The sequence below is a fragment of the Macrococcus lamae genome, assembly GCF_004359545.1.
Taxonomy (GTDB): domain Bacteria; phylum Bacillota; class Bacilli; order Staphylococcales; family Staphylococcaceae; genus Macrococcus; species Macrococcus lamae.
On the sequence record NZ_SCWB01000012.1, the window covers coordinates 16,993 to 39,731 of the forward strand.

A 22,739-nucleotide genomic window follows, 5' to 3' on the forward strand; every position below is an offset into this window, starting at 1 on the left:
TATTTATCACTTGAAGTGTAGTTCATACACTGACCATGAATGATTATACAGAACTATGAAACCGTTTACAATAAAAATAAAAAAGAAACCGGATGGATTTAAAAATTCCAAACGGTTTACTATATAATATTTTAACTAATGGTATTACAAGTGCTCTTTTCTTAGTGCCTTGAGCAAAGAAATCATCATAAATATAATAACGAATGAAAAAGGTAGTGCAGCAATAATTAAAATATTTTGAAGACCTTGCGTTCCACCGGAATACATGACGATCCCCGCGATAATAGAAAGCAGCAATCCCCATGTCACTTTGACAATGGCCGGTGGATGTATTGAGCCTTTATCACTTAGCATACCTAGAACAAATGTTGCAGAATCCGCTGATGTGATAAAGAATAACGCTATGACAAATAATGTGATGAAGCTAAGTATACTTCCTAGCGGATAATGCTGCAGCATGGCAAATGTCGTTGTCTCCAGTGGGAATTTAGATAAGTCGATAATCCCTTTCTGCTGCAGATCTAAAGCGGATGAACCGAATACAGCAAAGAAGATAAAACAAACAAGAGCAGGGACAACTAATACACCCCAGATAAATTCTTTGATGGTCCGTCCTCGTGATACACGAGCAATAAAAATACCCACGAATGGAGCCCAGGCAATCCACCACGCTCAGTAGAATATTGTCCAGCCGTTGATCCATGCACGTTTTTCAGTACTCATCGCTTCAGTACGTAATGTCATATCCAGAAAGTTTGCGATGTAACGTCCTAATGTATCTGTGAACATATTAAGAATATACAAGCTCGGTCCTACAATAAATAAAAGCAGTAACAGAATAAATCCAAGCCCCATGTTGATATTGCTTAACATTTTAATTCCTTTATCTATCCCTGACCAGGCAGACCATGTAAAGAGTACGGTCGATACAATCAGTATAATGACCTGGACCATGAAATTACTCGGTACATTAAATAAATATTTTAATCCTTCATTGATCTGTGCCGCACCAAAGCCAAGAGTTGCCGCGACTCCCATAACAGTAGCAATAATCGCGAGTATATCAATGAGCTTACCGAGTGGTCCTGCCATGCGTTTTTCACCGAACAATGGAACAAGTGTCGCACTGATCAGACCTGGATACCCTTTATAGAAGCTGAAGTAAGCAAGCGCTAAAGCAACAACACCATAAACTGCCCAGGCATGAATGCCCCAGTGAAAGAATGAATACTGCATGGCTTCGCTGATTGCCGCTTTAGAGCCTTCTTTAGATTCTGGTGCAGATTTAAAAGCGTGGCTGATCGGTTCGGACGTCGTCCAGAAGACGAGTCCCATCCCCATACCTGCACTGAATAACATCGCAAACCATGACGGCAGCGAGAACTCTGCCGCTTCGTCCGGTTCACCTAACTTAATATCACCGAACGGGGAAAACAGTATGTAAATACAGAAAACAAGCATTACTGCGACAACGATCAAGTAATACCAGCCGAAACTATCTGAAATCCAAGTCGTCAGCTGTGCTGTCACAGTCTGCATGTTTTTCGGGAAAATCAGTCCCCATATAACAAATAGCGCACAAATGAGTGCTGAAACATAAAAGACTGGAGAGAATTTTCTCATGTGTGACCTCCTGTAAGATTTTTATATAGACAAACTACTTATTTCCCTATATCTACAGAAGTATTCAAAAAAAAGACAGGATTATTGACCTGTCTTCATTACACATGAGCTGTTTGTTTATAGTATAGATTTTTAGGAGCAATGTTTGGATGGAGATTAAGATTACTCGTTATCAACTGCCAGTCATTCTTATAATAGAAAGCATTAGCTCGTACATCATGAACATCTGATGTCAAATAATAGCGTCCTGGTTCAGCTGTCAGTGCCTGCAGTAACTTTGTACCGATACCATTCTGCCTGTCCCCCTGCTTAACTGCTAATGAAACAACTTCAAATGATCCATTCAGAATTTCCTGATTTTCAACAGAAATGAACTGATCAATCAGACCGCGGTAAAACTGCTCCGGACTACTCGTATAGCCAAAGAGAAACCCATTCACAGCATTTCCGCGCACGCTGACTAAACATCTGAATCCTTGGATTTCACTGTATTTCAACAGATCATCACACAGTTGACGCATCGTCCGCTTGTCATCAAAACTTGCTAGATGGAGTGCAGCAATTTCTTCTACATATTCCGGCAGTTCAGGTACTGTCAATTCCTTAATCATCACCATCAATCCCTTCGTCATATAAAAATACGATTAATCTTCAAAGATGATAGACTCAAGCATCTCAATTTCCTGCACACTGATATCTTCGCCAGCAATTCTGAAGTTCTTTTTCGCTGAAGTGAAATGTTCCTTCGCAGCGTCTCGTTTATCCTGTGCCGCGTTCAGTTCTCCAAGCGCCCGGTGAATTGAACCGATTCCAAGTGCATCCCCGGCAAGATCAGCAAGTTTAAGTGCTTCATTAAGAATATCGATTGCTTCAGGATAGTTTCCTTCCTGCATATACACATAACCCAGCTCATAGCGGTTAATGGATTTCAGTAAGTTGTCGTCAGGGAAATCTGAACTGATGATTTCTTCTTCCTGAGCGAAGTAATCTCTTGCTGCTTCAAACTCACTATCCATCCGTGAAACAATACCCAGCTCATGAATTGCAGCGTATTTGTCTTCAGCAGTATCAGCTTTGTCAAGCAGCTGCTGGTAAACTTCTCGTGCTTTGTCTAAGTTGAGTTTTAATGTATAGAAATAACCTAATGCATTTAAATATTGATTGTAATCTTTATCTTCTGGAGAAACGTCATTTTTCAGTAAAGCGAATAAACGTTCCGCTTCCCGTTCGTCTCCTTCATGAAACGCTTCAAATGCCTGGTCGATTCTTTCATTGATATCCATTTGGTGTCCACCCCGTTAATTAGTTGTTAAGTAAAGTTTAAACCGAGAAAAATTGAAAGTCTATTATAAGTGATAAGTTTAACAATAATTTGTGTATGATTGTTCTTCCCGCTACATTTGTTATAATCATCATACAACTAAGCGGAAAGGATTCTTATGTCTTATACTAAATTATTTACATTTATACTCAGTATTTTTGTTGTTGGAATGGTAGAACTGATGATTGCCGGTATTCTGACACTTGTCAGTGATGACTTACATATTTCAGAAGCCCTCGCAGGACAGCTGGTGACGATTTATGCCTTCACCTTTGCATTATCCGGCCCTCTCCTCGTCAAGCTGACCGAAAAATATAATCCGAAATGGGTGCTGCTGATAACGATGGGTGTCTTTATGACCGGTAATGCCATCAATGCAGCAGGGCCGACATTTATAGTCATTGTCATAGGCCGCATTATCGCCTCTGCTGCAGCCGCACTCATTGTCGTGAAATTACTGGCATTGACGGTCGTCTTAAGCAAACCGGAAGTCCGCGGTAAAATGCTTGGCCTCGTCTATATCGGATTCAGCGGTGCTAATGTGTTCGGCGTACCGATCGGAACTAAAATCGGTGAGATGTTCGGCTGGCGTGCGACGTTCTGGATGATTGTCGGTGTCAGTCTAATAGCTGCGGTACTACTGATGTTCCAGCTGCCTAATCAAATAACACCCGCTGCTGATGAACCAGCAGGAGAAACAAAATCAAGACTTCTTCATCCGAAAGAAGCAGCGAAATATATTTCAATTACCTTTCTAATACTAGCTGCAAATTCTGCCGTCTTCACATATATCAGCCCCATCATGATTAACGGCGGCTATCATTTATCAGAAGTATCCATCGCACTGTTCGTTGCCGGTATCGGTAGCATGACCGGTACAAGCCTTGGCGGTGCCATGACCGACAGACTCGGCAGCCGCACATGGCTCTTAATCAGTATATCAGTATTCGTTCTATCGGTTTTACTGCTTAACTTGACACTGCCTGTTTATTTACTGCTGCTATTCGTTATTCTTATATGGAACTTATCAGAGTGGGGAACAAACCCTGCCATTCAAATGGGAATCATCAATCAAGTCGAAGGCGACACGAGCCAGATCATGGCATGGAATATGTCAGCATTAAATGCAGGCATCGGATTCGGTGCATTGATCGGCGGCATACTCGTCGAATACTTTGCTCCATCATTCAGTACATATATTGCGGCTGGATTAGGAATTGTCTGTCTGCTGATTGCAATGACAATTAAACGGTGACAAGTTGTAAATACGGTCCACGTTTTGGTGGAATGTCTAAGTTTCTTGTTTTTCTGGGCCGCCTTTGATGAATACGGTCCATGTTTTGCTGGACTTCAATTACTTTAGACTTTCCCAGATCTTTTAGTCCGTTAAATATGTTAGAAGCAGTTCCCTATCTTCTTCAAATGACAATTTTATTTCTTTAAGTCTCTCTGAATCTATCCAGGCAATTTCATGTATTAGTTCATCAGGGTCATGCAAGGTTAAACTTCCACCAGTTATTTCAACCAAGAAGTATTGAACAGTTACTTTGAAATCTTTAATAGTCGTCTCTTTAGTTGAAAGAAACTGAACGATTTTTACAGTAAAGCCCGTTTCTTCATAAACTTCTCTTATGCAGCATTGTTCATACTGTTCTCCTTCTTCCAGTCCTCCTGAAGGAACAGTCCAAAGTTTTTCTTCATCCGGCGTTCCTTGAAGTACCATTAATATTTTATTTTCTTTTATACAAATACCTGCCGCTCCTTTGAACTCTTTCATAGTCGTCTCCTTTAAAAACATCTATAAAAATACACACTTCACGCTGAAGTGTGTATTTTTATCAGATTAGATATAGCCGTAATAACAGCGCGTGATGTTCGGCACCTGGACTTTGCCATCTTCTGCAAAGTTGTTGAACATCTCGGTCAATGCCTGTTCAAATGCCGGATAGTCTTCGTGAGATGGATCTAAGGAATAGCTCGCAGAAACACATCTACCGACAAATTTCTTCAATGTATAGTCAAGCGGATAATCGAGTTCAAATAATTCGAAATTCCCATCAAAAAAATCATTGATTTTTTCTTCCGTCTTGTCATCTCCAACGATAAAACTTTTAAAGCCCGGACAGTGTTCTTCAAATACTGAATGTGTCTGTTGATTGATGGGTGCATCTTCAATTCGTGAGTTCCATATAAGACAGACCGGACCGTTGCCCGCTAGAATACGTTGACATTCTTTCTTAAACTTAGATGTATCAAACCAGTGAAACGACTGAGCTGCTGTAATCATGTCAACACTGTTATCTTCCAGCTCGCTATGCTCCGCCGGTCGTTCGCTGATAGAAAGCTGACTGCACATTAATCCATCTCTTAATTCATTCGCCATAGCATGGTTCGGCTCAATAGCAAATACCTGACATCCAAGGTCCAGCAGTTTTTCAGTGAATTTCCCTGTTCCAGCACCGATGTCAGCGACGATGGTCTCTTCTGTCATCATAAACTGATCCTTCATAAACGCCAGCAATGCATCTGGATAAGATGGTCTGCCAAGTTCATATATTTCTGCTTTGCTTGTAAACAGCTCGGTGTTATCCATATCTGTTCCCCCCTTGCATAAAGCTAAATGAATTGCTGCATCAGTTGCCCCTTACCTTTTTCCATATCTATCATACCATAAGCCCCATTAATAATCGTCATCTGAGGCGGTTTATGTCCAAAGTCAACATCATACAATACCGGCACATTAAGCGCTGTCGCCATTTCACGGTAGACATCCTTATACTGATAGCTTTCTTTCATTTTCGGTTTACCGACACGGCTGAATATAATTCCTGCACAGTTATTAAACCACCCGGCATACTGCATCTGTACAAGTGACCGCTTAAAATCAACAGTATCCAGTTCGCTGTCATCAATATACCAGAGAATGGATTCGCCGTCTGTGTGCTGTTTTCTGAACTGCTTGATATCACCGTATTCCGTACCGATAAGATGGCGGATACAATCGATGCAGCCTCCAAGCATCCTGCCTTCCATGTGCATACCGGATACTCTTTCGCCTTCAGCGTCAAAACCTTTCCATTCTGTCTGTTCCGATAACTTAAAGACGATTGATGTCGGATGCTCATGGTCCCATTCTTCCTGATAGAGTTCTGAAGAGACTTGCCGGACAGTTTCACCCGCTCGAGTATTCAATACTTCAAACCATCTGCCCGTCACGTCGTCCATCTCTTCACCGCGAAGATCTACGATGTTCGCCATATGAGCTGTCGCTATACCAGTTTTCAACGTAATCGGCAGCATCACTGTTGAGATATCTGAGTAACCGGTGATCCATTTAGGTGTCAGTTTACTGAAATCCAGATGCTCGAGCATCTCGACTGCTAAATGCCCTCCCCATGGAGGCATGATGATATCCACTTCTTCATCGTTCATCATTTCCATCAGATCTTGAGCACGTTCTTCTCCGGAACACGCACGAGCATTCTCCTGCCCCCATATTTCATCCTTCTTCTTAATCTTAAAGCCGCGTTCTTCCATCCGTTTAAACGTCTCTTTGAATAAATCTTCTGTTTCCCGGTAAATCCCATTAGATACAGGTGTCACACCGATGACATAGTCAGGTGTCATTTCTGGATATTTCAAAGTCATCATCCTTTTTATCGTAATCGATCCTGGATAATGCCGACTGCTCCTAAATACGAATATGTAACGACCGGACCTACAAATTTAAAGCCACGTTTCTTTAAGTCTTTGCTGACTCTCTCAGATAATTCATCTTTAGTAGGAACATCCGCTTCCAGCTCATAATAACGGACAAGTGGTTCATCGCTTACATAAGACCACAGATAGCCAGAAAAAGAACCGAATTCTCTCTGCACGTCCTGAAATGCAGATGCATTGGTCACGACACTTTCAATCTTTGCCCGGTGTTTGATCATATCAGGCATCTCTAGAATCGTATTGATTGTGTTATCATCATATTTCACTATTTCAGCAACATCAAACCCATTAAATGCAGTTTCCATCGTTTTTCTTTTCTTCAGCACTGTTAACCATGACAGACCCGCCTGAAATCCTTCCAGAATCAGCAGCTCAAATAACAACCTATCGTCATGAACCGGCTTTCCCCACTCGGTATCATAGTATTCCTTCATTAACGGATGAGAATCCGCCCATGTAAAACGTTTCATAACTTACCTCAATTCTTTATTATTCTCCAGTGCCTCGCTCAGCAGCTGGAATGCAATTAGTAATAAAACAACAAAACTAAGTGGTACTATAAAGGTCCACCACGATGAATACAACTCTCTCATATGATAGCCTAGCAAAGATGATAATTCTCTTATTGCTGGTTTTGTCGGCGGTGAAGGACATCCTGCTCCAAAACAGACATCTGTTCCCGCAAAGAAAATCGCTAAAAATGTAATATGAGCCATGACCATCAGAGACTGATAGATTAATCTTGTGAACACTATCATTAACCGTGATTTAATATTTGGCATCACATGCTGAAACAGTATTCTTAATTTACCGGCTCCTAACACAACTGCTGACTCAATGAAATCGCGTCTTAAAATCTGTCGTATCTCATCTCTTATCACAATTAGTGTGGTCGGCAGAAGCACAAGCACCAGTACTATCGTTGAATAAACGACTCGCACATGAGTTCCGTAAAGAAAACCGTCCGGTGTCTCCATAATAACCGGCTGCAGTAATATATACGCAATGATTGCCTGGGGAATAAAGTAATAAGAGGTCAAAAAGGCATCTATTAAAAAATCAAAGTGACCTTTTCTAAAACTGAGCCATGCACCTATTACTGCTGCCAGTAAAAATGAAAGCACAGCAATACCTACCACAAATATCAGCGTAATCCTTAGACCGGACGTGCTTCGAAAAAAATATGATAGCCATCCGCATCTGTTCCGAACCAAATATCAGCGCCAGGCGGGATAGGACTTCCGGCTATAATTTCGCCTTTACCGTCTTTTAAATAAAATGTCTGCGGCACTTTCCTATTCAATAAATCAAAGTAAACAACGCTGATCATCAATGGAACTACAATTAGAGTAAGGGATATTATTAATTTAGCAGAATGTTTCATACAGAAACACCCGTCAACCGTTCAATTATAAATTTAAGACCGATAAACATGATATAGAGTGGAATAAACATCAATACTAAAACAGTCAACAGAATTTCCGGCTGATGATAAGTATAGAGAAAAGAAGTGGCTCCAAAAATAAAGAACAAAATTTCCATGACAAACAGACTGGACAATGTCATCCATACAACTTGTCTGAAGTTAATGAAGTAGACAGAAGCGATATTAGGCATAACATACTTAACTAAAATTTCTGTTTCAGATAATCCTTTTCCTCTTGCCATCATGACATAGCTTTCATCCAGCTCTTCTTCAATGGTCTGATCAAGAATTTTATAAAACTGAACAAACGGTACAATTGATAACAACAGGGCAGGCAGCAGAATAACATCTTTGTCCGCAGTAGATGCAACATCAAGAATGAGTATGCCACTATACTGATAAATCAGAATCACGACTAAAATAACGAGCGGCATAATGAAAATGTCCGGAAGATAGCCGAGTATTTTCACGATTCTGGAAAAGAGACGATTCACCCATTTAAAGCGTTTAGCAACACCAATTGATAGAAAGCTGGAGCTTATTGCTATTATCAGAGAAAGAATAAAAATAGCCATTGTATTTAACGGTATTTAACCAAGGCTGAAAAATGAAAGGAAATAAATCTCTTTCTATAAATCCGCCAGAAATCTTAAAACGAAAATCCTGAATATGAGCAAGATTTGAAAACAAGTGATTAATTCCATTCACATAATGCTTGAAGCTCAGCCCATCTGCAGTAAAAATTTGCGTAAACGTCGCTACAACAAAAAAAGAAATAAAGACAACAACTAAACGAATCATTCCTTTAAAAATATCTCTCATCATAACAGCCCCTCTTCCATTATATTATAAACTGAACATTCAGTTAATTATAAATTAAATGGAAAAAAAACCATTAAAAGCGGTTTACACCGCTTCTATGATTTTAGCTAACTTTTGATAATATTCTGCTGCGTGAGGGACAAAGTCTTCCATTCGGTACATCGCTTCCTCGCCGCTCATCACGCTCATTCCTTCCAGCTCATCCAGTTCCATGTTGAATAGCTGAATCAACAGATGTTTCTCGAAACTGATCAAGTCAGACACTTCATTGTCCTGAAAATTAATATGTTGCAGTTCCTCGTCTGTCACATGATATGTGTGAATATGAGCGAACTCACGGTCGATATAATGCTCTAATCCATCAATTTCAATTTCTGCCTGCACGATTTCAATGAACTTCAGTCGGTGAGTATCCGGCGTAATGCCGAGCTCTTCTGTGATTTCACGGCAACCATCTTCTATCTGTTCCTCGCTTGATAAATGACCGCCTACTGAGATATCCAGCATATCCGGAAAATCCTTCTTGTCTTCAGATCGGCGCTGGAAGTAAACGAAGTTCTCATCATAGAACAGACACTGGAATGTTTCATGCCATTCACCTGTCCGGTGAACCTCCTCACGGTCCATCACGCCTTTATACTGACGGTTACTGTCAACGATTGTTAATTGTTCTGTCATCCTTTGACCTCCTTAAAAATATTATCCTTTACCTATAAACTAATATTCCAATCGCTGTACCAGCTACTACAATAATCCATGGCGCTACTTTGAAATAATGCAGCATAATAAATAATAAAGCTGCGAATAAGATATCCAGCGGTGATTTGATTGTATGCATCATAATTGGATTAACCCATGCGGCAGCAAGTATGCCGAGAACGCCAGCATTGATTCCTTTTAATGCTTGGCGTATCAGTGTATTCTTTCTAAGCTGCTCCCAGAACGGCAGACAGCCGAGAACAAGCAGGAAGGCAGGCAGGAAAATCGCAAACATTGAGAATAATCCCCCTGCCATCCCTTTCATCACTGTCCCTAAATACAATGCAAATGTAAATAACGGACCAGGTACTGCCTGGGCGAATCCGTAGCCAGCGATAAAGTCGTCTGCTTTTATCATTCCCGGAACAAATTCACGTTCCAGAAGCGGCAGCACAACATGTCCGCCGCCGAATACAAGGAGACCGGAGCGGTAAAACTTATCAAACATCTCGAGCCAGTCATTTTTGATGACTCCAGTCAGAATAGGCAGCAGAAGAAGTATAGCTGCGAGCAAGATCAGGCTGATCAGTCCTGTCGTCTTAGAAACAGGAACAGTGAAGCTGTCCGTCTGATCGTCTCCTGATGCGTTAAACAGTGCGATTCCGACCAGACCCGAGACAATAATAATAGCAATTTGAGTGACTGCAGTCGGCAGAAGCAGACTCACTGCAAATGCAGCAACAGCTATAATAACAGCGGCTGTCGTTGTCATACTCGTCTTACCCATACCGATTAATGCATGCAATACAACTGCGACCGCGACAAGTTTTAACCCTTGAATCCAGTCAAGTGATATAGAGAATGCATCAACTGCATAGACGATTGCTATAAGCATAATAACCGAAGGCAGTGTAAATCCAAGAAAAGCAAGAATTCCACCGAAAATACCGCCACGCGTCATGCCGATCGCCATCCCTACCTGACTGCTGGCCGGTCCAGGCAGAAACTGACAGAGTGCCACTAAGTCCTGATACATTTTGTCACTGAGCCAATGTCGCCGTTCGACATATTCATTTCTGAAATACCCAAGATGCGCAGTCGGTCCCCCGAATGATGTTAGTCCAAGCTTCAATGCCACTATAAAGATTTCTAAGAGACGATTCATACTTTCCTCCTAAAACAATCATTACTATCATCATACTATGTTTCAAGAGTCCGCAATATTACAATACTATTGAGATATTGTGTAGTTACGTTTAATTAAAGTATTAATGGCAATAAAGTAGATTATATGAGTTACTAACCACCCTGTCACCCCTATTATAGTATGGAAAAAGAATGGTCTTACAGCAATCAATGTCAGAAGATAATAAAGACTGCAAGTCAGAAGCAGACAGATGATCAGCGTCGGCTTATATAACTGATGATATTTCCGGTAAATGATGCTGAGTGAATAGAAGATAACGATACCAATAATGATATGATAAGCCGTTTCTTCAAGGAACGATGGTCTTCTTCTGCTATAATCAATGATAAAATCGACGTTCAACAATAATAGCGTTAACTTTGTCCCAAATAATAAATCCCAGAGCACAGTCATTGCCAGCAAACCAGCAGCACATAGAACAGCGTATATAAGTTGCTTCATTTCTTGTTCTTCTTCCATTGATAAGGTTCGGAATGTAAAAGCCATGATAAGAATGCATAGAAAAATGGTAGAATCGCATATGGCAGTATTGTCCATACATCGCGAGTGTTTTCATTAAAAAAATCCAATAATAATAAACAAATCGCAAGAAAAATTCCTGGCAGTATATATTTTCTTTTAAACATAACGTCATCCTTTCTCACATATCGCTCTATCGGAATAGACATGATTCCGTCAAGAAATGCTCATCAGATTAAATTTTTTCTTGAAAATATGTGCGAACTTCTACATTATCTTATACAATAAGTAAATGGGTTATAGAAATTAAACGCTTACAATATAAAGTTGCATGCAATTTATTATTGATTTCAGAAGGAGGGATGTCATGAAAGACACTGTCTCTATTAAGTCGTATAAATACCCTAAAATTCCTCATATAGAATACGAAGGAAAACTCCTTGAAGAAACGCCTCACTACTGGCTGGTCTACTGTCCGAAGTTAAATGAACTCAAGCATTTCATCAATAATAAGATTTATATAACAGAGTATGCCAGTCTGCACTTCTTCTCTAAATATCACGGTTATACAGTTTCAATCTGTGTTGATGATGAAATGAAACCGATCAGTATGTTCTGTAATATTTCTACGCCCTGCAGAAGTGAGAGTGATAGTATTACTTATATAGATATTGATATGGATTACGTCAAGACAAGTGAAGGCTTATGGTTTTTAAAAAACCACGAAATGTATATGACCAACAGCAAGAAATATCATTATCCGATTCAACTGACAAATTTCGCTGTTGTCTCTTTACAGGAACTGAAAAACAATATCACGAACGGCGTTTTCCCGTTCGGCGTCAAACAATTTGATACAGTGAAGCACCTTATTGATTAAATAAGGTGCTTTTTTTAATGAGAGTGATTGTGTGCTACTTCTTCTTTATGCGTACATATGATGGATGCATCGTGCTGCGTTGTATTGCTCTCAATCTGCACGGTCACGTGATTGATATTTTGATGTTCCAGTTCATGTGCGATCCGTTCCTGAATGAATGTACTTTGTTGAATAGTCATCTGCCCATCCACAGTTATATGACAGCTCAGTGCATTCTGTCCGCTCGTAATACTCCAGACATGAAGGTCATGAAGTCCTTCAACCCCTTCAACCGATTGTATTGTGCTGATGACCTCATTGACATTGACGTTCGCCGGTGTACCTTCCATTAAGATGTGGACAGATTCCTGTGTCACCCGGTAGCCGCTGACTAGCACTAACACTGCTACAATGACACTCGCAATCGGGTCAGCAATACCAAGGTCAAAGAACATGATCAGCAGTGCAGCAATAATCGCTCCAACTGACCCGAGCAAGTCACCTATCACATGCAGGAAGGCTGCTCTGACGTTTAAGTTCTCATGTGTATCACCACGCATCAACAGCCATGCGACAAGAATATTGATGAGCAGACCGATGCTCGCGATAATGAGCATGCCGCTCGAGGCAACTTCCGGTGGATGCTGGAAGCGGCCGATCGCCTCATAGAATATGTATCCGGCAATAAGTATTAAAGTCACACCGTTAAAGACAGCAGCAAGAATTTCAAATCGTTTGTAGCCGTAAGTCTTCGTATAATTGGCTGACTTTGCGCCAAATATAAGTGCCAGCAGTCCGACGCCAAGCGATATGGAGTCTGAAAGCATATGTCCCGCGTCTGAGAGCAGCGCAAGACTATTGGTCATCCAACCGCCAAACGCTTCGATAATCATATAGACAGTAATGACGACAAAACTGAGAAGTAGTACTTTTTTATTTGCTGTATGTGCATGATTATGGTTATGTTCTCCTGCCATAGTGTCACTCCCTTTATGTTTATTAAATGCCGGCAAAAAAATTAAACCATGAGTATCATCCTCATGGTTCACTCAACATTTGTTAGCCTATATTATTTCAACCAGCCGCGCAGAAATTTTTCTACTTTTGAAGCTTCGTCCACTACATCTTTAATACGGTCGACTTTCTGCTGGTCAGTTACAAAGGCAGAGACAATGCCTGTATCGAGAATGGACTTGACTGAATCACTGATTGATTCTTTCGGTTCCTTACCATCAATCATCAACGGTTCATCCACTACTTCATTAATTTCTTTACTGCCCTTTTTATCAGATTGATTTTTCACAAGAGCTGTTGTTGTTGTCAGAAATACTGTTGCAAGTCCGCTGTATTTTTGTAGCTGGTTCAGTTTCTCAGTCACTTGATCACGACTTTCAATCTTTCTGACATACTGCATCGCATCTTTAGCAATATAAAAACCTGCTCCAATTCCAAATCCTAATCTCAACCACTTTTCCATGGATTATTCCCTCACTTTTAGATGTATGTATTGTTTATTTAATATTTTATTCTTTACCCAATAAATCGTTTCTTATAAGCATCAGGGCATCATTTTACATGATTTCGGTGCCAGGTGATGCCGATATTTCGCAATCATTCTGTACACTCCATCCCTTACTATACCTGGAATGAGTCGTCCAGTAGCTGCAAGTTTCCGGTAGCCAGTTACTGACAGAATTTCAATTATCGCCTGTGACTCAAAATAAATTTTATGATTTTCAACAAACATGATACTATCTGTTCGCTGCACAGGAAGTTTCTGAAAGAAGTTGGAATACTGATCAGCAAACATCAGCTCTTCATTTCTATCTAATTTAAGCAGCCAGCGGATCCAGTACTGACAGAATCCGCAGTCTCCGTCATATATCACTACATTCATTTGGATCACCTCTGTTAATCCATTATCTCATAAGCATGTCATGTTTTAAAATTTTGTGCAGTGGAATGATTATTGTAGTTACAAACTAAAGGAGCGATAACCATGAAAACTATTTATGAAACGACGGCCATCAATACAGGTGGACGCGACGGCGAAGCCTATACAGAAGACGGCAACTTAAAGGTCAAAGTAGATAAGCCGAAAGAAATGGGCGGAACAGCAACAACTGAAACAAATCCTGAGCAGTTATTTGCAGCAGGTTACAGTACATGTTTCAACAGTGCACTTGAACTCGTATTGAAAGCTGCACATAAAGAGTATGAGTCCAGTCAAGTTAAAGCAACTGTCCGTTTAATCGAAGATCCAGATGATAAAAACAGCTTTAAACTTGATGTAGATTTAGCAGCTGACATTAAAGGATTGTCTCAGGCAGATGCAGAGAAATTCATTAAGATTGCACATAAACACTGCCCTTACTCTAAAGCACTAAATGGCAATGTGAACGTGAACTTATCAGCAACAGGCACACAAGCTTAAAAACAATCCGGCTGGAAAATGACATTCCAGCCGGATTTTTTATTGCTATTCTACCCAGTTCCCTTGACGGAACACCGGCACTACTTTGCCGTCTCGAGTGATACCATCGATATCAAGTTCCTTGCTGCCGATCATGAAGTCAACGTGTGTCAGCGAACTATTCAGACCGACTGCATCGCGTTCTTCAGCAGACATCTCATTCGCTCCAGGCACTGGTCCTGGATAAGCTTGGCCTAACGCTACGTGACATGAGGCATTTTCATCGAATAATGTATTAAAGTAAAGAATGCCTGAATTCGAAATCGGTGAATCTACAGGTACTAATGCCGCTTCTCCAAGTCTTCTTGAGCCTTCATCAGAGTCAAGCAGCTCCTTAAGCACGTCATAACCTTTCTCTGCTTCAAAGTCAGTGACCACACCGTCTTTAAACGTCAATTTAAAGTTATCGATAATCTGACCGCCGTAGCTAAGAGGCAATGTATTGCTGACGACCCCGTTCACCCGGCGATAATCCGGAGACGTGAAAACCTCTTCCGTCGGCATGTTAACTTTAACTTCAAGATTTCCGCGGCTTTTGTGACCGCCACCCGCAAACTGTGAACCATCAATCAGACCAATTTCAAGGTCTGTTCCTGGGGCTGTATACTTCAACCGGTCAAAATTAAAGTCACTTAACCACTTCGCACGTGACTTCAAGAATTTACCATGGGCGTCCCAGGCAGCAACAGGGTCTTCCTGATCCACACGTACTGTTTTCAGTATATTTTCCATTAGTTTAGTAACAGCCTCTTCTTCTGATAACTCCGGAAAGACAAGTTTCGCCCATTCTGGACCAGGATAGCCGACGATGCACCATGGCTGATCGTGACGCATACGAGAATCACTTAATTCCTTAGCTACTTCGCGACCAGCGCGAGTCAGAGCTGCAATTTTTTCCGGGTCGGCATCTTTCAGGTTTTCAGGAGATACAGCATGAATAAACAGCATTGATACTTTTTCTTTTAAGTAATAGTCATTTTTTACTTTGATGTGCGGCGGCAGGTCTTCAATCGTCTCAATGTTCTGGTATTTCATGTGATCCTGCTGTATATTACTATCTGACAATTCCACAATTACTTTCTTCGCACCTAGTTCATAACTTGCTGTTGTGAACGCGCGAACTAGTTCAATCGCTCGAATATCAGACAATACTACAATCGTTTCACCGGGTTGCACATTCAGTCCGACTTTTGCTATGACTTCAGCATACTTGTTGATTTGCTCTTTAAATTGGTTCATCTCATCACCTCATCATTTTGTTAATTTATATTATATCGGAAACCGAATTAATTTGTAAATGAATATGCGAGGGTCAGCTGATAGTTTACTTGATTTTCATCCGCTGTAATCTTAAAGCATTCAATACGACTGACACTGAACTGAATGCCATGGCCGCTCCAGCTACCCATGGCGCCAGCAAGCCCAGTGCTGCAATCGGTATACCAATGACGTTATAACCGAATGCCCAGAATAAATTCTGCTTAATATTCCGCATCGTCTTCCGGCTCATGATCAATGCATCAGCAATACTGTTCAGGTCACCTCGTATCAATGTGATATCCGCTGTTTCCATGGCGACATCCGTCCCTGTACCGATAGCCATGCCAATATGCGCTGTCGCAAGCGCCGGAGCATCGTTAATTCCATCTCCGACCATGGCCACGGTCTGACCTTCTGCCTGCAGTTTTTTTATGACTTCAGCTTTATCTCCCGGCAGCACTTCAGCAATAACTCGGTCAATACTGATCTGTCTGCCAATTGCTTGTGCTGTTCTTTCGTTATCACCGGTCAGCATGATCACTTCAATGCCGAGTGATTTCAAACGTTGCACGGCTTCTTTTGATGTATCCTTGACGGTATCTGCTACTGCAATGATACCTGCAAACTGCTGATTGACAGCGATCAGCATAGCTGTCTTGCCGTCTGATTCCAGCATGTTCATCTGACTAAGAGCAGTATCATGTATCTCAACTGATTCCAATAGACGCTTAGTGCCGATAAGCACTTGCTGGTTATTAATGATAGCTTTAATACCATACCCGGGCAATGCTTCAAATTGTTCAGGCTGTGTAAGAGTTAGTCCCCTGTCTGCAGCCGCGTTGACAATTGCTTCAGCAAGCGGATGTTCCGACTGTCTTTCAGCAGAAGCTGCAAGTTTGAGTAGTTCTTCTTCCGGCAATCGTTCGCTGATGATATCAGTCAGAACCGGCTGACCATGAGTCACAGTTCCGGTCTTATCGATAACAACAGTCGTCACATTACCGGTCTGTTCCAGATATTCCCCGCCCTTGAATAGAACACCTGCTTCAGCAGCACGTCCGGAACCTGCCATGATAGACGTCGGAGTCGCAAGTCCTAGTGCACATGGACAGGCAATGACAAGAACACTGATTGTAATTTCAAGTGCCTGGGCAAAGTTTCCAGGCTGAACGATGAAATACCACATCAGTCCTGCGAGCAAAGCGATTGCGATGACAATAGGAACAAATACACTTGAAATCTTATCAGCAAGACGCTGAATAGGCGCTTTTGAGCCTTGAGCATCCGAAACGACTTTAATAATCTGAGCAAGTGCCGTATCTTTTCCAACTTTTGTAGCACGCATTTTAATAAAGCCGTTTTTGTTAATGGTCGCACCGTAAAGCACATCACCCATATGTTTATCAACTGGTAGACTTTCACCCGTCAGCATCGATTCATCGACTGCAGCGGATCCTTCTATCATCACACCGTCCACAGGAATCTTCGAGCCTGGTTTTATCAATACAATATCGTCTGTGATGACCTCTTCTAACGGAATTGTCATTTCTTCATCGTTACGAATCACAACTGCCGTCTTTGCCTGCATACCCATCAATGTTTTAATAGCACTGGATGATCTACCTTTGGCTCTCGCTTCTAATAATTTCCCGAGCAATATGAGCGTAATTAATACTGCACTTGTTTCAAAGTACAGATGTGCATGATGAGCAGTCATCATCTGATAGACGCTGTAAAAATATGCGGCTGACGTACCGAGCACGACGAGTACATCCATATTTGCGCTGCCATTTTTAAGTGCCTTGTATGCACCTGTATAAAACTGCCAACCTATGATGAACTGAACAGGAGTGGCGAGCAGCAGCTGAAACCATGGATTCATGAGAATGGCAGGCATCGGTAAAAATGACGTCAGACTAAAATGCCCGACCATCGTCCATAAGAGCGGCAATGATAGGACTACAGCGGCAATGAACTTAATCATTTGTCTGCGTGACTGCTGTTCTCTGATATCTTCAGTCTGCTCGTGATCCACTTCCTGAAATGCTCCGTAGCCTAATTTTTCAATTCGTTCAATAATCTTCTGAACATCTGTCTGGTCAGGATGATAAGAAACTGTCGCGTGTTCAAGTGCAAGGTTGACGCTCGCTGTGTCAATTCCGTCCATTTTGTTAAGGACTTTCTCAATTCGACTTGAACAGGCCGCACAGGTCATCCCTGTAATTTCAAGTTCTGTTTTGTCCATCATCTAATCATCACCTTTTATACCTCATAGGGGTATATTTTATTTAAAAAAGAAAGTGCGAGAATGTCGCACCTATCTGTTATTCATTTGTCGGAATGACTTCATAACCTTGGTCTTCGATAGCATCTTTAATATCTTCCACCGCTGCTTTTGTATCATCAAATCCTACAGCAACTTCACCACTCTCAAGGTTAACTGATACGTCATTGACTCCATCAACAGCACCTACACTTTTTTCTACTGCTTCTTTACAGTGATTACATGTCATGCCTCTTACATTTAATGTTTGATTAGCCATATTATTCGCTCCTTCATATATTTTAATTATTTTCTCATGAGTTTCTGCATCGTTACAAGTAATTCGTCCAGCACAACGTCATCGCCGTCATTCAATCGGTCAACGACACAGCCTTTCAAATGTCCTTCTAGTAGAATCTTCGCCACACTGTTCAGTGCTGACTGGGTTGCAGATAATTGAGTGATAATATCATCACAATAGACATCCTTCTCAATCATCCCTTTAATTCCCCGAATCTGACCTTCCACTCTGTTCAACCGGTTGACCATATCTTTTTTCACATGCTCCGGATGATGACTTTTTCTTTCTGTATCACAATGATCTGTCAACTGCATCACCTCCTATTACTTCTTCATAATACCCCCATGAGGTATATTTGTCAAACAGTTAGTTTCCTTATGAGATGCGAAATTTAATGCGAGTTTTGAGCCACAAACTGAAATGTGGCTCATATTCTATAACTTATGAATTGTTCACAATCTCATCTTTAAACTTCTTATAACGGTTATAACTTCTAAAGAAAACATAGGCATCTATAGCAATGACAATGAAAAATGACTGTCTCAGTAAAACAAATGGCAGTTCGAACAGAAATGCTTTCCAGAATAATGAACCTTTCATTTCCCAAAGTCCTGGCGTCAGAAACAACTCATTCAGTTTTGGATAATTAAAAACCAATATAAAGAGAAATATGAATATCATTGCGCTTGTATAGTTCATCATTCGTTTAAAATAGCTCAATTTTGATTGGTCATCTGAATTTAATTCGTCATTGCCATCAATGAGTTTCTCCCAAATATGCAGACCTTCGATTCGATTGCCCCTAATTAAATCCCATCCTAAGTCATGGTGGATCAACTTATACTCTGTGTAATCTTTGACTGTTAAATAATCCTGGTAATCGGTTCGAACGATATAAGCATCATTTGTTTCAGTAAATGTGTAATAGCACAAGGCAGATTTTTTATCTAGCCGGTAACCTTGTCGAAGTATACTGTTAATCCACTGTTCTTCTTTCATCGGGTCTAAAAATAATTTCATGATCCTCATTGCACATCCCCCATTTCATATATCTTTAATATATGTTGAAGCCGCTTCTCTTCATGATCCAGTACATCTAACCCTTCCTGTGTAATCTGATAAATTTTCCGTCGGTCAATCACATCTACTTGCTTGATCCACTTATGTTTAGCCAAGTTATCAATAGCACCATATAGTGTGCCCGGAGCTAAAATAACAGCATTTTTGCTTAAGTCCTGAACTTCCTGCATGATGGCATAACCATGTTTCGGTTGTCTTAAGACGAGCAAAATGTAATGCATCGTTTCAGATAAAGGTAATAATTTATGCTTCATAACAACACCTCTTTTATTTGTACTACTCAGTCTTACTATTCAGTTGAGCTTAGTAATATGATAACATGATATTGTATTCAGTTCAACTGAATATAAAAAATACTCATTAGTTTTCATCTGGAAACTAATGAGTATTTCATTTTATCGTTAGTTTTGAGTCATAAACCGAAATATGGCTCAATTTCGGATTAGTTTTGAGCCACAAATTGAAATATGGCTCAATTTTCCATCAGTTTTGGCCCACAAACTGAAATGTGGACCAAAACTATTGACGTTTCTGCACTGGCAGCCAAATTTCACTGTATTTACTTTCATCTGCATCATGCATTTTAGTAAACGAAATTTCGGGTCCATCAATTACTTTGTAATCCGATGAAGGGAGCCACTCCGCATAAATCATTCCCCATGTATCCTGCAGCGTTTGCGGAAATGGTCCGGTACTAGGAAATACAGCCCATGTTCCAGCCGGGACACTCAGTTGTTTCAATTCATCTGACGAAACTTTCTCTGCTGTCATAAACCCGATCATATGTGTCAGCTCACCTTTTCCTTCGAACCTTGTATCATCAAAGTCATAAGAGGCATTGACCACTTGCTTAGGATATAAATCATTTAATTCATTCATCGTCTTATATTGTGATGCAGTGATGCTCTTGGCAAGTTCTATGATTTCTGCATTTAACCCTTCAAATCGGATAGGTACTCGTTTAGTCACACCGACAATATTAAATGCATCTTTCTTTTCAATCCGCACTTCCATCGCAGCCACCCCCTTACATCAAATTAGATTACGCTTTCATTGTACATGATATTCTAAATCCATGCGATTAATCTAAAATCAAGCAGACTCTGATATAATGAAGTGAAATAATGTAATAACTCACGGAGGTGCTTTATGACGGAACAGATCATCATTAATAACGTCTCTAAATCATTTGGTAATTTCCAAGTGCTAACTGATGTCAATTTTGATATGGAAGCGGGAAAGATTTATGGTTTTATTGGTCCGTCAGGCGCTGGTAAGACGACGCTTGTCAGAATGATTGCAGGGATGGAAACTCCGTCAAAAGGCAGTATTTATGTGCTTGATAAAGCCGTTCCTGATATCACACTGCTGCAGTCTATCGGCTTTATGGCTCAATCTGATGCTCTTTATCCAGAATTAACCGGCCGCGAGAATCTCGAGTTCTATACCTCTTTATATTCTCTTAAAAGAACTACTGCTAAAGAAAGAATCAGCTATACTTCAAATCTGGTTGGACTGCAGAATGACTTGCACAAAAAGGTCAGTCATTATTCAGGCGGCATGAAACGCAGACTTTCACTTGCAACAGCATTGCTGCACGATCCTGACATTCTGATACTGGATGAACCTACTGTCGGGATTGATCCCGCACTCCGGAAAACGATATGGGAAGAACTGGCGAAATTAAAAGCGCAAGGAAAAACAATCATTATTACAACCCATGTCATGGACGAAGTAGAGCGATGTGATTATATCGCAATGATTAATGATGGCAGCATTCTGGCAGAAGGAACACCTCATCAACTGAAGCAGCGATATAATGCATATTCTTTCGATGACGTCTTTATCAATGCAGGAAAGCAGGTGTCACGATGAGAACGATGGGTATTGTAAAGCGAATTATGCTTGAAAAAATGCGTGACAAACGCACGCTTGCACTTCTTTTTTTAGCCCCACTTGTTATTCTGACACTCATGCATGTCGTCTTTGACGGTGATGCGAGAAATCCTGCTATCGGCGCTATCCATGTTGAACCTTCAATAGTACATCAATTTGAAGACAATGATTTCAAAGTGACTGTATATAGTAAGAATCCTGCTGACAATAGAAAATTTATGGAAGATCACAAACTTGACGGCTTGGTTATAAAAAAGGGTGACCATGTGACAGTCAGTCTGTTGAATGATGACCCAGCTATTGCCAGCCGCATCCGCCTCACAGTGAACCAAGCATATCAACAGAAAACTCAGAGTACACTCGTTGATGATATGAAAGCAAAAATAAAGGATTTAGCAGAAACACTGGATAAAATCCCTTTCAGTCCTACGAAGAACATCACATTGAACGATCCTAAGAATACGAATGTCAAAACTGACTATATATACGGGAGTAAAGATACATCTGCCTTTGACACATTTTCACCAGTTCTCATTGGATTTTTTGTTTTTTTCTTTGTGTTCCTGATTTCCGGAATCGGTTTCTTGAAAGAACGCACTTCTGGTACTTTAGAACGTATGTTGATGACTCCAGTAAAAAGGCTTGAGGTGACATTCGGTTACGTCATCGGCTACAGTCTCCTTGCAATCCTACAGACCATCGTTATCGTTCTATTTGCTGTATTTGTACTCGGCATCGCAGATCCTGCATCCATATGGAAAGTCATCATCATCAATCTGTTCATCGCACTTACCGCCTTATCACTCGGTCTGCTGCTATCAGCCTTTGCAAGATCAGAATTTCAGATGATTCAATTCATCCCGCTTGTTATCGTGCCTCAAGTTTTTCTGTCCGGTTTGTTTCCGCTTGAAACAATGGCCGGATGGTTGCAGGTACTGGCAAGATTCATGCCGCTTTACTACGCGGGTGATGCCTTGAAGAAAGTGATGTACAAACACTGGTCACTTAGTTCAGTCACTATAGATCTCGTCGTGCTTGCTCTATTCACGTTAATATTCATTACGCTCAATGTTTTTGCCCTTAAGAAATACCGCAGAATTTAAGCGTCTACTCTGGATTTATTTCAAATTGACATATTTTTTATAAAATAACTGTATAGATTACTGGACAAAGTTGAAATGATGTTATATACTAAGGTTAATTAAATCGAACGTTTAAAAGGCAACGCATTCACATGGTACAAAAGTAACGTGGTTTGTTAATACTTTTGTAACGTGTGAATTTTTCTTTTTGAGAAATTCAGATTTAGTAATAATTATTTGGAGGTCAT

General features: G+C 40.6%; 28 protein-coding genes and 1 pseudogene. 5 read left to right on the forward strand and 24 right to left on the reverse strand.

Going from position 1 to position 22,739, the window contains the following annotated elements; all coding sequences use genetic code 11:
- Positions 1 to 144 precede the first annotated feature (144 nt).
- The 3 genes and pseudogenes from ERX29_RS07460 to ERX29_RS07470 all read right to left on the reverse strand — a co-directional run bounded on the left by ERX29_RS07460 (position 145) and on the right by ERX29_RS07470 (position 2,906).
- Positions 145 to 1,623 (reverse strand): annotated as a pseudogene (locus tag ERX29_RS07460) (BCCT family transporter).
- Positions 1,624 to 1,721: 98 nt separating this feature from the next.
- Positions 1,722 to 2,255 carry a GNAT family N-acetyltransferase gene (locus ERX29_RS07465; RefSeq protein ID WP_165981098.1) on the reverse strand — a complete coding sequence of 178 codons (534 nt, stop codon included), beginning with the start codon at positions 2,253 to 2,255 and terminating at the stop codon, positions 1,722 to 1,724.
- 12 nt (positions 2,256 to 2,267) lie between these two features.
- Entirely contained in the window at positions 2,268 to 2,906 is a 639-nt protein-coding gene (locus ERX29_RS07470) for a tetratricopeptide repeat protein (protein WP_133444080.1), read from the reverse strand.
- A gap of 156 nt (positions 2,907 to 3,062) precedes the next feature.
- Here ERX29_RS07470 and ERX29_RS07475 point away from each other — a divergent pair, with 156 nt between their 5' ends.
- Positions 3,063 to 4,199, forward strand: coding sequence for an MFS transporter (locus ERX29_RS07475; protein WP_133444081.1), 1,137 nt, complete (start codon positions 3,063 to 3,065; stop codon positions 4,197 to 4,199).
- A gap of 123 nt (positions 4,200 to 4,322) precedes the next feature.
- Here ERX29_RS07475 and ERX29_RS07480 read toward each other — a convergent pair whose 3' ends face one another.
- The 11 genes from ERX29_RS07480 to ERX29_RS07520 form a co-directional block, all read right to left on the reverse strand.
- Positions 4,323 to 4,721, reverse strand: a complete 399-nt coding sequence (locus tag ERX29_RS07480; RefSeq protein ID WP_133444082.1) for an NUDIX hydrolase — start codon at positions 4,719 to 4,721, stop codon at positions 4,323 to 4,325.
- Positions 4,722 to 4,787: 66 nt separating this feature from the next.
- A complete protein-coding gene (locus ERX29_RS07485; RefSeq protein WP_133444083.1) occupies positions 4,788 to 5,537 on the reverse strand; it encodes a class I SAM-dependent methyltransferase in 750 nt (249 codons plus the stop codon).
- Between the two features lie 23 nt (positions 5,538 to 5,560).
- Complete coding sequence (locus tag ERX29_RS07490; protein WP_243720007.1) at positions 5,561 to 6,595, reverse strand: S66 family peptidase; 1,035 nt, start codon at positions 6,593 to 6,595, stop codon at positions 5,561 to 5,563.
- Between the two features lie 5 nt (positions 6,596 to 6,600).
- Positions 6,601 to 7,134, reverse strand: coding sequence for a DNA-3-methyladenine glycosylase I (locus ERX29_RS07495; protein WP_133444084.1), 534 nt, complete (start codon positions 7,132 to 7,134; stop codon positions 6,601 to 6,603).
- Positions 7,135 to 7,137: 3 nt separating this feature from the next.
- Positions 7,138 to 7,788: an ABC transporter permease subunit gene (locus ERX29_RS07500; protein ID WP_165981099.1), complete on the reverse strand. Its 651-nt coding sequence runs from the start codon at positions 7,786 to 7,788 to the stop codon at positions 7,138 to 7,140.
- Between the two features lie 32 nt (positions 7,789 to 7,820).
- On the reverse strand, positions 7,821 to 8,048 hold the full coding sequence (locus ERX29_RS10985) for a hypothetical protein (RefSeq protein ID WP_165981100.1): 228 nt from the start codon (positions 8,046 to 8,048) through the stop codon (positions 7,821 to 7,823).
- Positions 8,045 to 8,584 carry an ABC transporter permease subunit gene (locus tag ERX29_RS07505; protein ID WP_165981101.1) on the reverse strand — a complete coding sequence of 180 codons (540 nt, stop codon included), beginning with the start codon at positions 8,582 to 8,584 and terminating at the stop codon, positions 8,045 to 8,047. The genes ERX29_RS10985 and ERX29_RS07505 overlap by 4 nt, the downstream gene beginning before the upstream one ends.
- 13 nt (positions 8,585 to 8,597) lie before the next feature.
- Positions 8,598 to 8,915: a hypothetical protein gene (locus ERX29_RS10990; RefSeq protein ID WP_165981102.1), complete on the reverse strand. Its 318-nt coding sequence runs from the start codon at positions 8,913 to 8,915 to the stop codon at positions 8,598 to 8,600.
- Positions 8,916 to 8,996: 81 nt separating this feature from the next.
- A complete protein-coding gene (locus ERX29_RS07510) occupies positions 8,997 to 9,590 on the reverse strand; it encodes an NUDIX hydrolase (protein ID WP_133444087.1) in 594 nt (197 codons plus the stop codon).
- Positions 9,591 to 9,618: 28 nt separating this feature from the next.
- Positions 9,619 to 10,776, reverse strand: coding sequence for a chromate efflux transporter (gene chrA, locus ERX29_RS07515; protein WP_133444088.1), 1,158 nt, complete (start codon positions 10,774 to 10,776; stop codon positions 9,619 to 9,621).
- A gap of 66 nt (positions 10,777 to 10,842) precedes the next feature.
- Complete coding sequence (locus tag ERX29_RS07520) at positions 10,843 to 11,277, reverse strand: hypothetical protein (protein ID WP_133444089.1); 435 nt, start codon at positions 11,275 to 11,277, stop codon at positions 10,843 to 10,845.
- A 367-nt stretch (positions 11,278 to 11,644) separates the two neighbouring features.
- Between ERX29_RS07520 and ERX29_RS07525 the strand changes: the two genes are divergently transcribed.
- Positions 11,645 to 12,157, forward strand: coding sequence for a DUF402 domain-containing protein (locus ERX29_RS07525; protein WP_165981103.1), 513 nt, complete (start codon positions 11,645 to 11,647; stop codon positions 12,155 to 12,157).
- Positions 12,158 to 12,171: 14 nt separating this feature from the next.
- Here ERX29_RS07525 and ERX29_RS07530 read toward each other — a convergent pair whose 3' ends face one another.
- The 3 genes from ERX29_RS07530 to ERX29_RS07540 form a co-directional block, all read right to left on the reverse strand.
- Positions 12,172 to 13,113, reverse strand: a complete 942-nt coding sequence (locus tag ERX29_RS07530) for a cation diffusion facilitator family transporter (protein ID WP_133444091.1) — start codon at positions 13,111 to 13,113, stop codon at positions 12,172 to 12,174.
- Between the two features lie 92 nt (positions 13,114 to 13,205).
- Positions 13,206 to 13,613 carry a hypothetical protein gene (locus ERX29_RS07535; protein WP_133444092.1) on the reverse strand — a complete coding sequence of 136 codons (408 nt, stop codon included), beginning with the start codon at positions 13,611 to 13,613 and terminating at the stop codon, positions 13,206 to 13,208.
- A gap of 81 nt (positions 13,614 to 13,694) precedes the next feature.
- Positions 13,695 to 14,033: a thiol-disulfide oxidoreductase DCC family protein gene (locus tag ERX29_RS07540; protein ID WP_133444093.1), complete on the reverse strand. Its 339-nt coding sequence runs from the start codon at positions 14,031 to 14,033 to the stop codon at positions 13,695 to 13,697.
- A 102-nt stretch (positions 14,034 to 14,135) separates the two neighbouring features.
- On the opposite strand from ERX29_RS07540, the gene ERX29_RS07545 reads away from it, so the two are divergent.
- Positions 14,136 to 14,570, forward strand: a complete 435-nt coding sequence (locus ERX29_RS07545; protein WP_133444094.1) for an organic hydroperoxide resistance protein — start codon at positions 14,136 to 14,138, stop codon at positions 14,568 to 14,570.
- Positions 14,571 to 14,615: 45 nt separating this feature from the next.
- On the opposite strand, the gene ERX29_RS07550 is transcribed toward ERX29_RS07545, so the two are convergent.
- The 7 genes from ERX29_RS07550 to ERX29_RS07575 form a co-directional block, all read right to left on the reverse strand.
- A complete protein-coding gene (locus ERX29_RS07550) occupies positions 14,616 to 15,848 on the reverse strand; it encodes an aminopeptidase (protein ID WP_133444095.1) in 1,233 nt (410 codons plus the stop codon).
- A gap of 85 nt (positions 15,849 to 15,933) precedes the next feature.
- Complete coding sequence (locus tag ERX29_RS07555; RefSeq protein ID WP_165981104.1) at positions 15,934 to 18,117, reverse strand: heavy metal translocating P-type ATPase; 2,184 nt, start codon at positions 18,115 to 18,117, stop codon at positions 15,934 to 15,936.
- Between the two features lie 76 nt (positions 18,118 to 18,193).
- Complete coding sequence (gene copZ, locus ERX29_RS10995; RefSeq protein WP_165981105.1) at positions 18,194 to 18,412, reverse strand: copper chaperone CopZ; 219 nt, start codon at positions 18,410 to 18,412, stop codon at positions 18,194 to 18,196.
- Between the two features lie 26 nt (positions 18,413 to 18,438).
- Positions 18,439 to 18,747 carry a metal-sensitive transcriptional regulator gene (locus tag ERX29_RS07560; protein WP_133444096.1) on the reverse strand — a complete coding sequence of 103 codons (309 nt, stop codon included), beginning with the start codon at positions 18,745 to 18,747 and terminating at the stop codon, positions 18,439 to 18,441.
- Positions 18,748 to 18,874: 127 nt separating this feature from the next.
- Entirely contained in the window at positions 18,875 to 19,453 is a 579-nt protein-coding gene (locus tag ERX29_RS07565) for a DUF2812 domain-containing protein (RefSeq protein ID WP_165981106.1), read from the reverse strand.
- A gap of 5 nt (positions 19,454 to 19,458) precedes the next feature.
- On the reverse strand, positions 19,459 to 19,767 hold the full coding sequence (locus ERX29_RS07570; RefSeq protein WP_133444098.1) for a PadR family transcriptional regulator: 309 nt from the start codon (positions 19,765 to 19,767) through the stop codon (positions 19,459 to 19,461).
- 265 nt (positions 19,768 to 20,032) lie between these two features.
- Complete coding sequence (locus tag ERX29_RS07575) at positions 20,033 to 20,527, reverse strand: GyrI-like domain-containing protein (protein ID WP_133444099.1); 495 nt, start codon at positions 20,525 to 20,527, stop codon at positions 20,033 to 20,035.
- Between the two features lie 135 nt (positions 20,528 to 20,662).
- Between ERX29_RS07575 and ERX29_RS07580 the strand changes: the two genes are divergently transcribed.
- Positions 20,663 to 21,388 carry an ABC transporter ATP-binding protein gene (locus tag ERX29_RS07580; RefSeq protein WP_133444100.1) on the forward strand — a complete coding sequence of 242 codons (726 nt, stop codon included), beginning with the start codon at positions 20,663 to 20,665 and terminating at the stop codon, positions 21,386 to 21,388.
- Positions 21,385 to 22,512, forward strand: a complete 1,128-nt coding sequence (locus ERX29_RS07585) for an ABC transporter permease (protein WP_133444101.1) — start codon at positions 21,385 to 21,387, stop codon at positions 22,510 to 22,512. The genes ERX29_RS07580 and ERX29_RS07585 overlap by 4 nt, the downstream gene beginning before the upstream one ends.
- Positions 22,513 to 22,739 lie beyond the last annotated feature (227 nt).

Excerpts from the sequence above, each read along its gene's own strand:
- ERX29_RS07465 (WP_165981098.1), bottom strand. The coding sequence starts at position 2,255 with ATGACGAAGGGATTGATGGTGATGATTAAGGAATTGACAGTACCTGAA.
- ERX29_RS07470 (WP_133444080.1), bottom strand. The coding sequence starts at position 2,906 with ATGGATATCAATGAAAGAATCGACCAGGCATTTGAAGCGTTTCATGAA.
- ERX29_RS07475 (WP_133444081.1), top strand. The coding sequence starts at position 3,063 with ATGTCTTATACTAAATTATTTACATTTATACTCAGTATTTTTGTTGTT.
- ERX29_RS07480 (WP_133444082.1), bottom strand. The coding sequence starts at position 4,721 with ATGAAAGAGTTCAAAGGAGCGGCAGGTATTTGTATAAAAGAAAATAAA.
- ERX29_RS07485 (WP_133444083.1), bottom strand. The coding sequence starts at position 5,537 with ATGGATAACACCGAGCTGTTTACAAGCAAAGCAGAAATATATGAACTT.
- ERX29_RS07490 (WP_243720007.1), bottom strand. The coding sequence starts at position 6,595 with ATGATGACTTTGAAATATCCAGAAATGACACCTGACTATGTCATCGGT.
- ERX29_RS07495 (WP_133444084.1), bottom strand. The coding sequence starts at position 7,134 with ATGAAACGTTTTACATGGGCGGATTCTCATCCGTTAATGAAGGAATAC.
- ERX29_RS10985 (WP_165981100.1), bottom strand. The coding sequence starts at position 8,048 with ATGAAACATTCTGCTAAATTAATAATATCCCTTACTCTAATTGTAGTT.
- ERX29_RS10990 (WP_165981102.1), bottom strand. The coding sequence starts at position 8,915 with ATGATGAGAGATATTTTTAAAGGAATGATTCGTTTAGTTGTTGTCTTT.
- ERX29_RS07510 (WP_133444087.1), bottom strand. The coding sequence starts at position 9,590 with ATGACAGAACAATTAACAATCGTTGACAGTAACCGTCAGTATAAAGGC.
- chrA (WP_133444088.1), bottom strand. The coding sequence starts at position 10,776 with ATGAATCGTCTCTTAGAAATCTTTATAGTGGCATTGAAGCTTGGACTA.
- ERX29_RS07520 (WP_133444089.1), bottom strand. The coding sequence starts at position 11,277 with ATGGAAGAAGAACAAGAAATGAAGCAACTTATATACGCTGTTCTATGT.
- ERX29_RS07525 (WP_165981103.1), top strand. The coding sequence starts at position 11,645 with ATGAAAGACACTGTCTCTATTAAGTCGTATAAATACCCTAAAATTCCT.
- ERX29_RS07530 (WP_133444091.1), bottom strand. The coding sequence starts at position 13,113 with ATGGCAGGAGAACATAACCATAATCATGCACATACAGCAAATAAAAAA.
- ERX29_RS07535 (WP_133444092.1), bottom strand. The coding sequence starts at position 13,613 with ATGGAAAAGTGGTTGAGATTAGGATTTGGAATTGGAGCAGGTTTTTAT.
- ERX29_RS07540 (WP_133444093.1), bottom strand. The coding sequence starts at position 14,033 with ATGAATGTAGTGATATATGACGGAGACTGCGGATTCTGTCAGTACTGG.
- ERX29_RS07545 (WP_133444094.1), top strand. The coding sequence starts at position 14,136 with ATGAAAACTATTTATGAAACGACGGCCATCAATACAGGTGGACGCGAC.
- ERX29_RS07550 (WP_133444095.1), bottom strand. The coding sequence starts at position 15,848 with ATGAACCAATTTAAAGAGCAAATCAACAAGTATGCTGAAGTCATAGCA.
- ERX29_RS07555 (WP_165981104.1), bottom strand. The coding sequence starts at position 18,117 with ATGATGGACAAAACAGAACTTGAAATTACAGGGATGACCTGTGCGGCC.
- copZ (WP_165981105.1), bottom strand. The coding sequence starts at position 18,412 with ATGGCTAATCAAACATTAAATGTAAGAGGCATGACATGTAATCACTGT.
- ERX29_RS07560 (WP_133444096.1), bottom strand. The coding sequence starts at position 18,747 with ATGCAGTTGACAGATCATTGTGATACAGAAAGAAAAAGTCATCATCCG.
- ERX29_RS07565 (WP_165981106.1), bottom strand. The coding sequence starts at position 19,453 with ATGAAATTATTTTTAGACCCGATGAAAGAAGAACAGTGGATTAACAGT.
- ERX29_RS07570 (WP_133444098.1), bottom strand. The coding sequence starts at position 19,767 with ATGAAGCATAAATTATTACCTTTATCTGAAACGATGCATTACATTTTG.
- ERX29_RS07575 (WP_133444099.1), bottom strand. The coding sequence starts at position 20,527 with ATGGAAGTGCGGATTGAAAAGAAAGATGCATTTAATATTGTCGGTGTG.
- ERX29_RS07580 (WP_133444100.1), top strand. The coding sequence starts at position 20,663 with ATGACGGAACAGATCATCATTAATAACGTCTCTAAATCATTTGGTAAT.
- ERX29_RS07585 (WP_133444101.1), top strand. The coding sequence starts at position 21,385 with ATGAGAACGATGGGTATTGTAAAGCGAATTATGCTTGAAAAAATGCGT.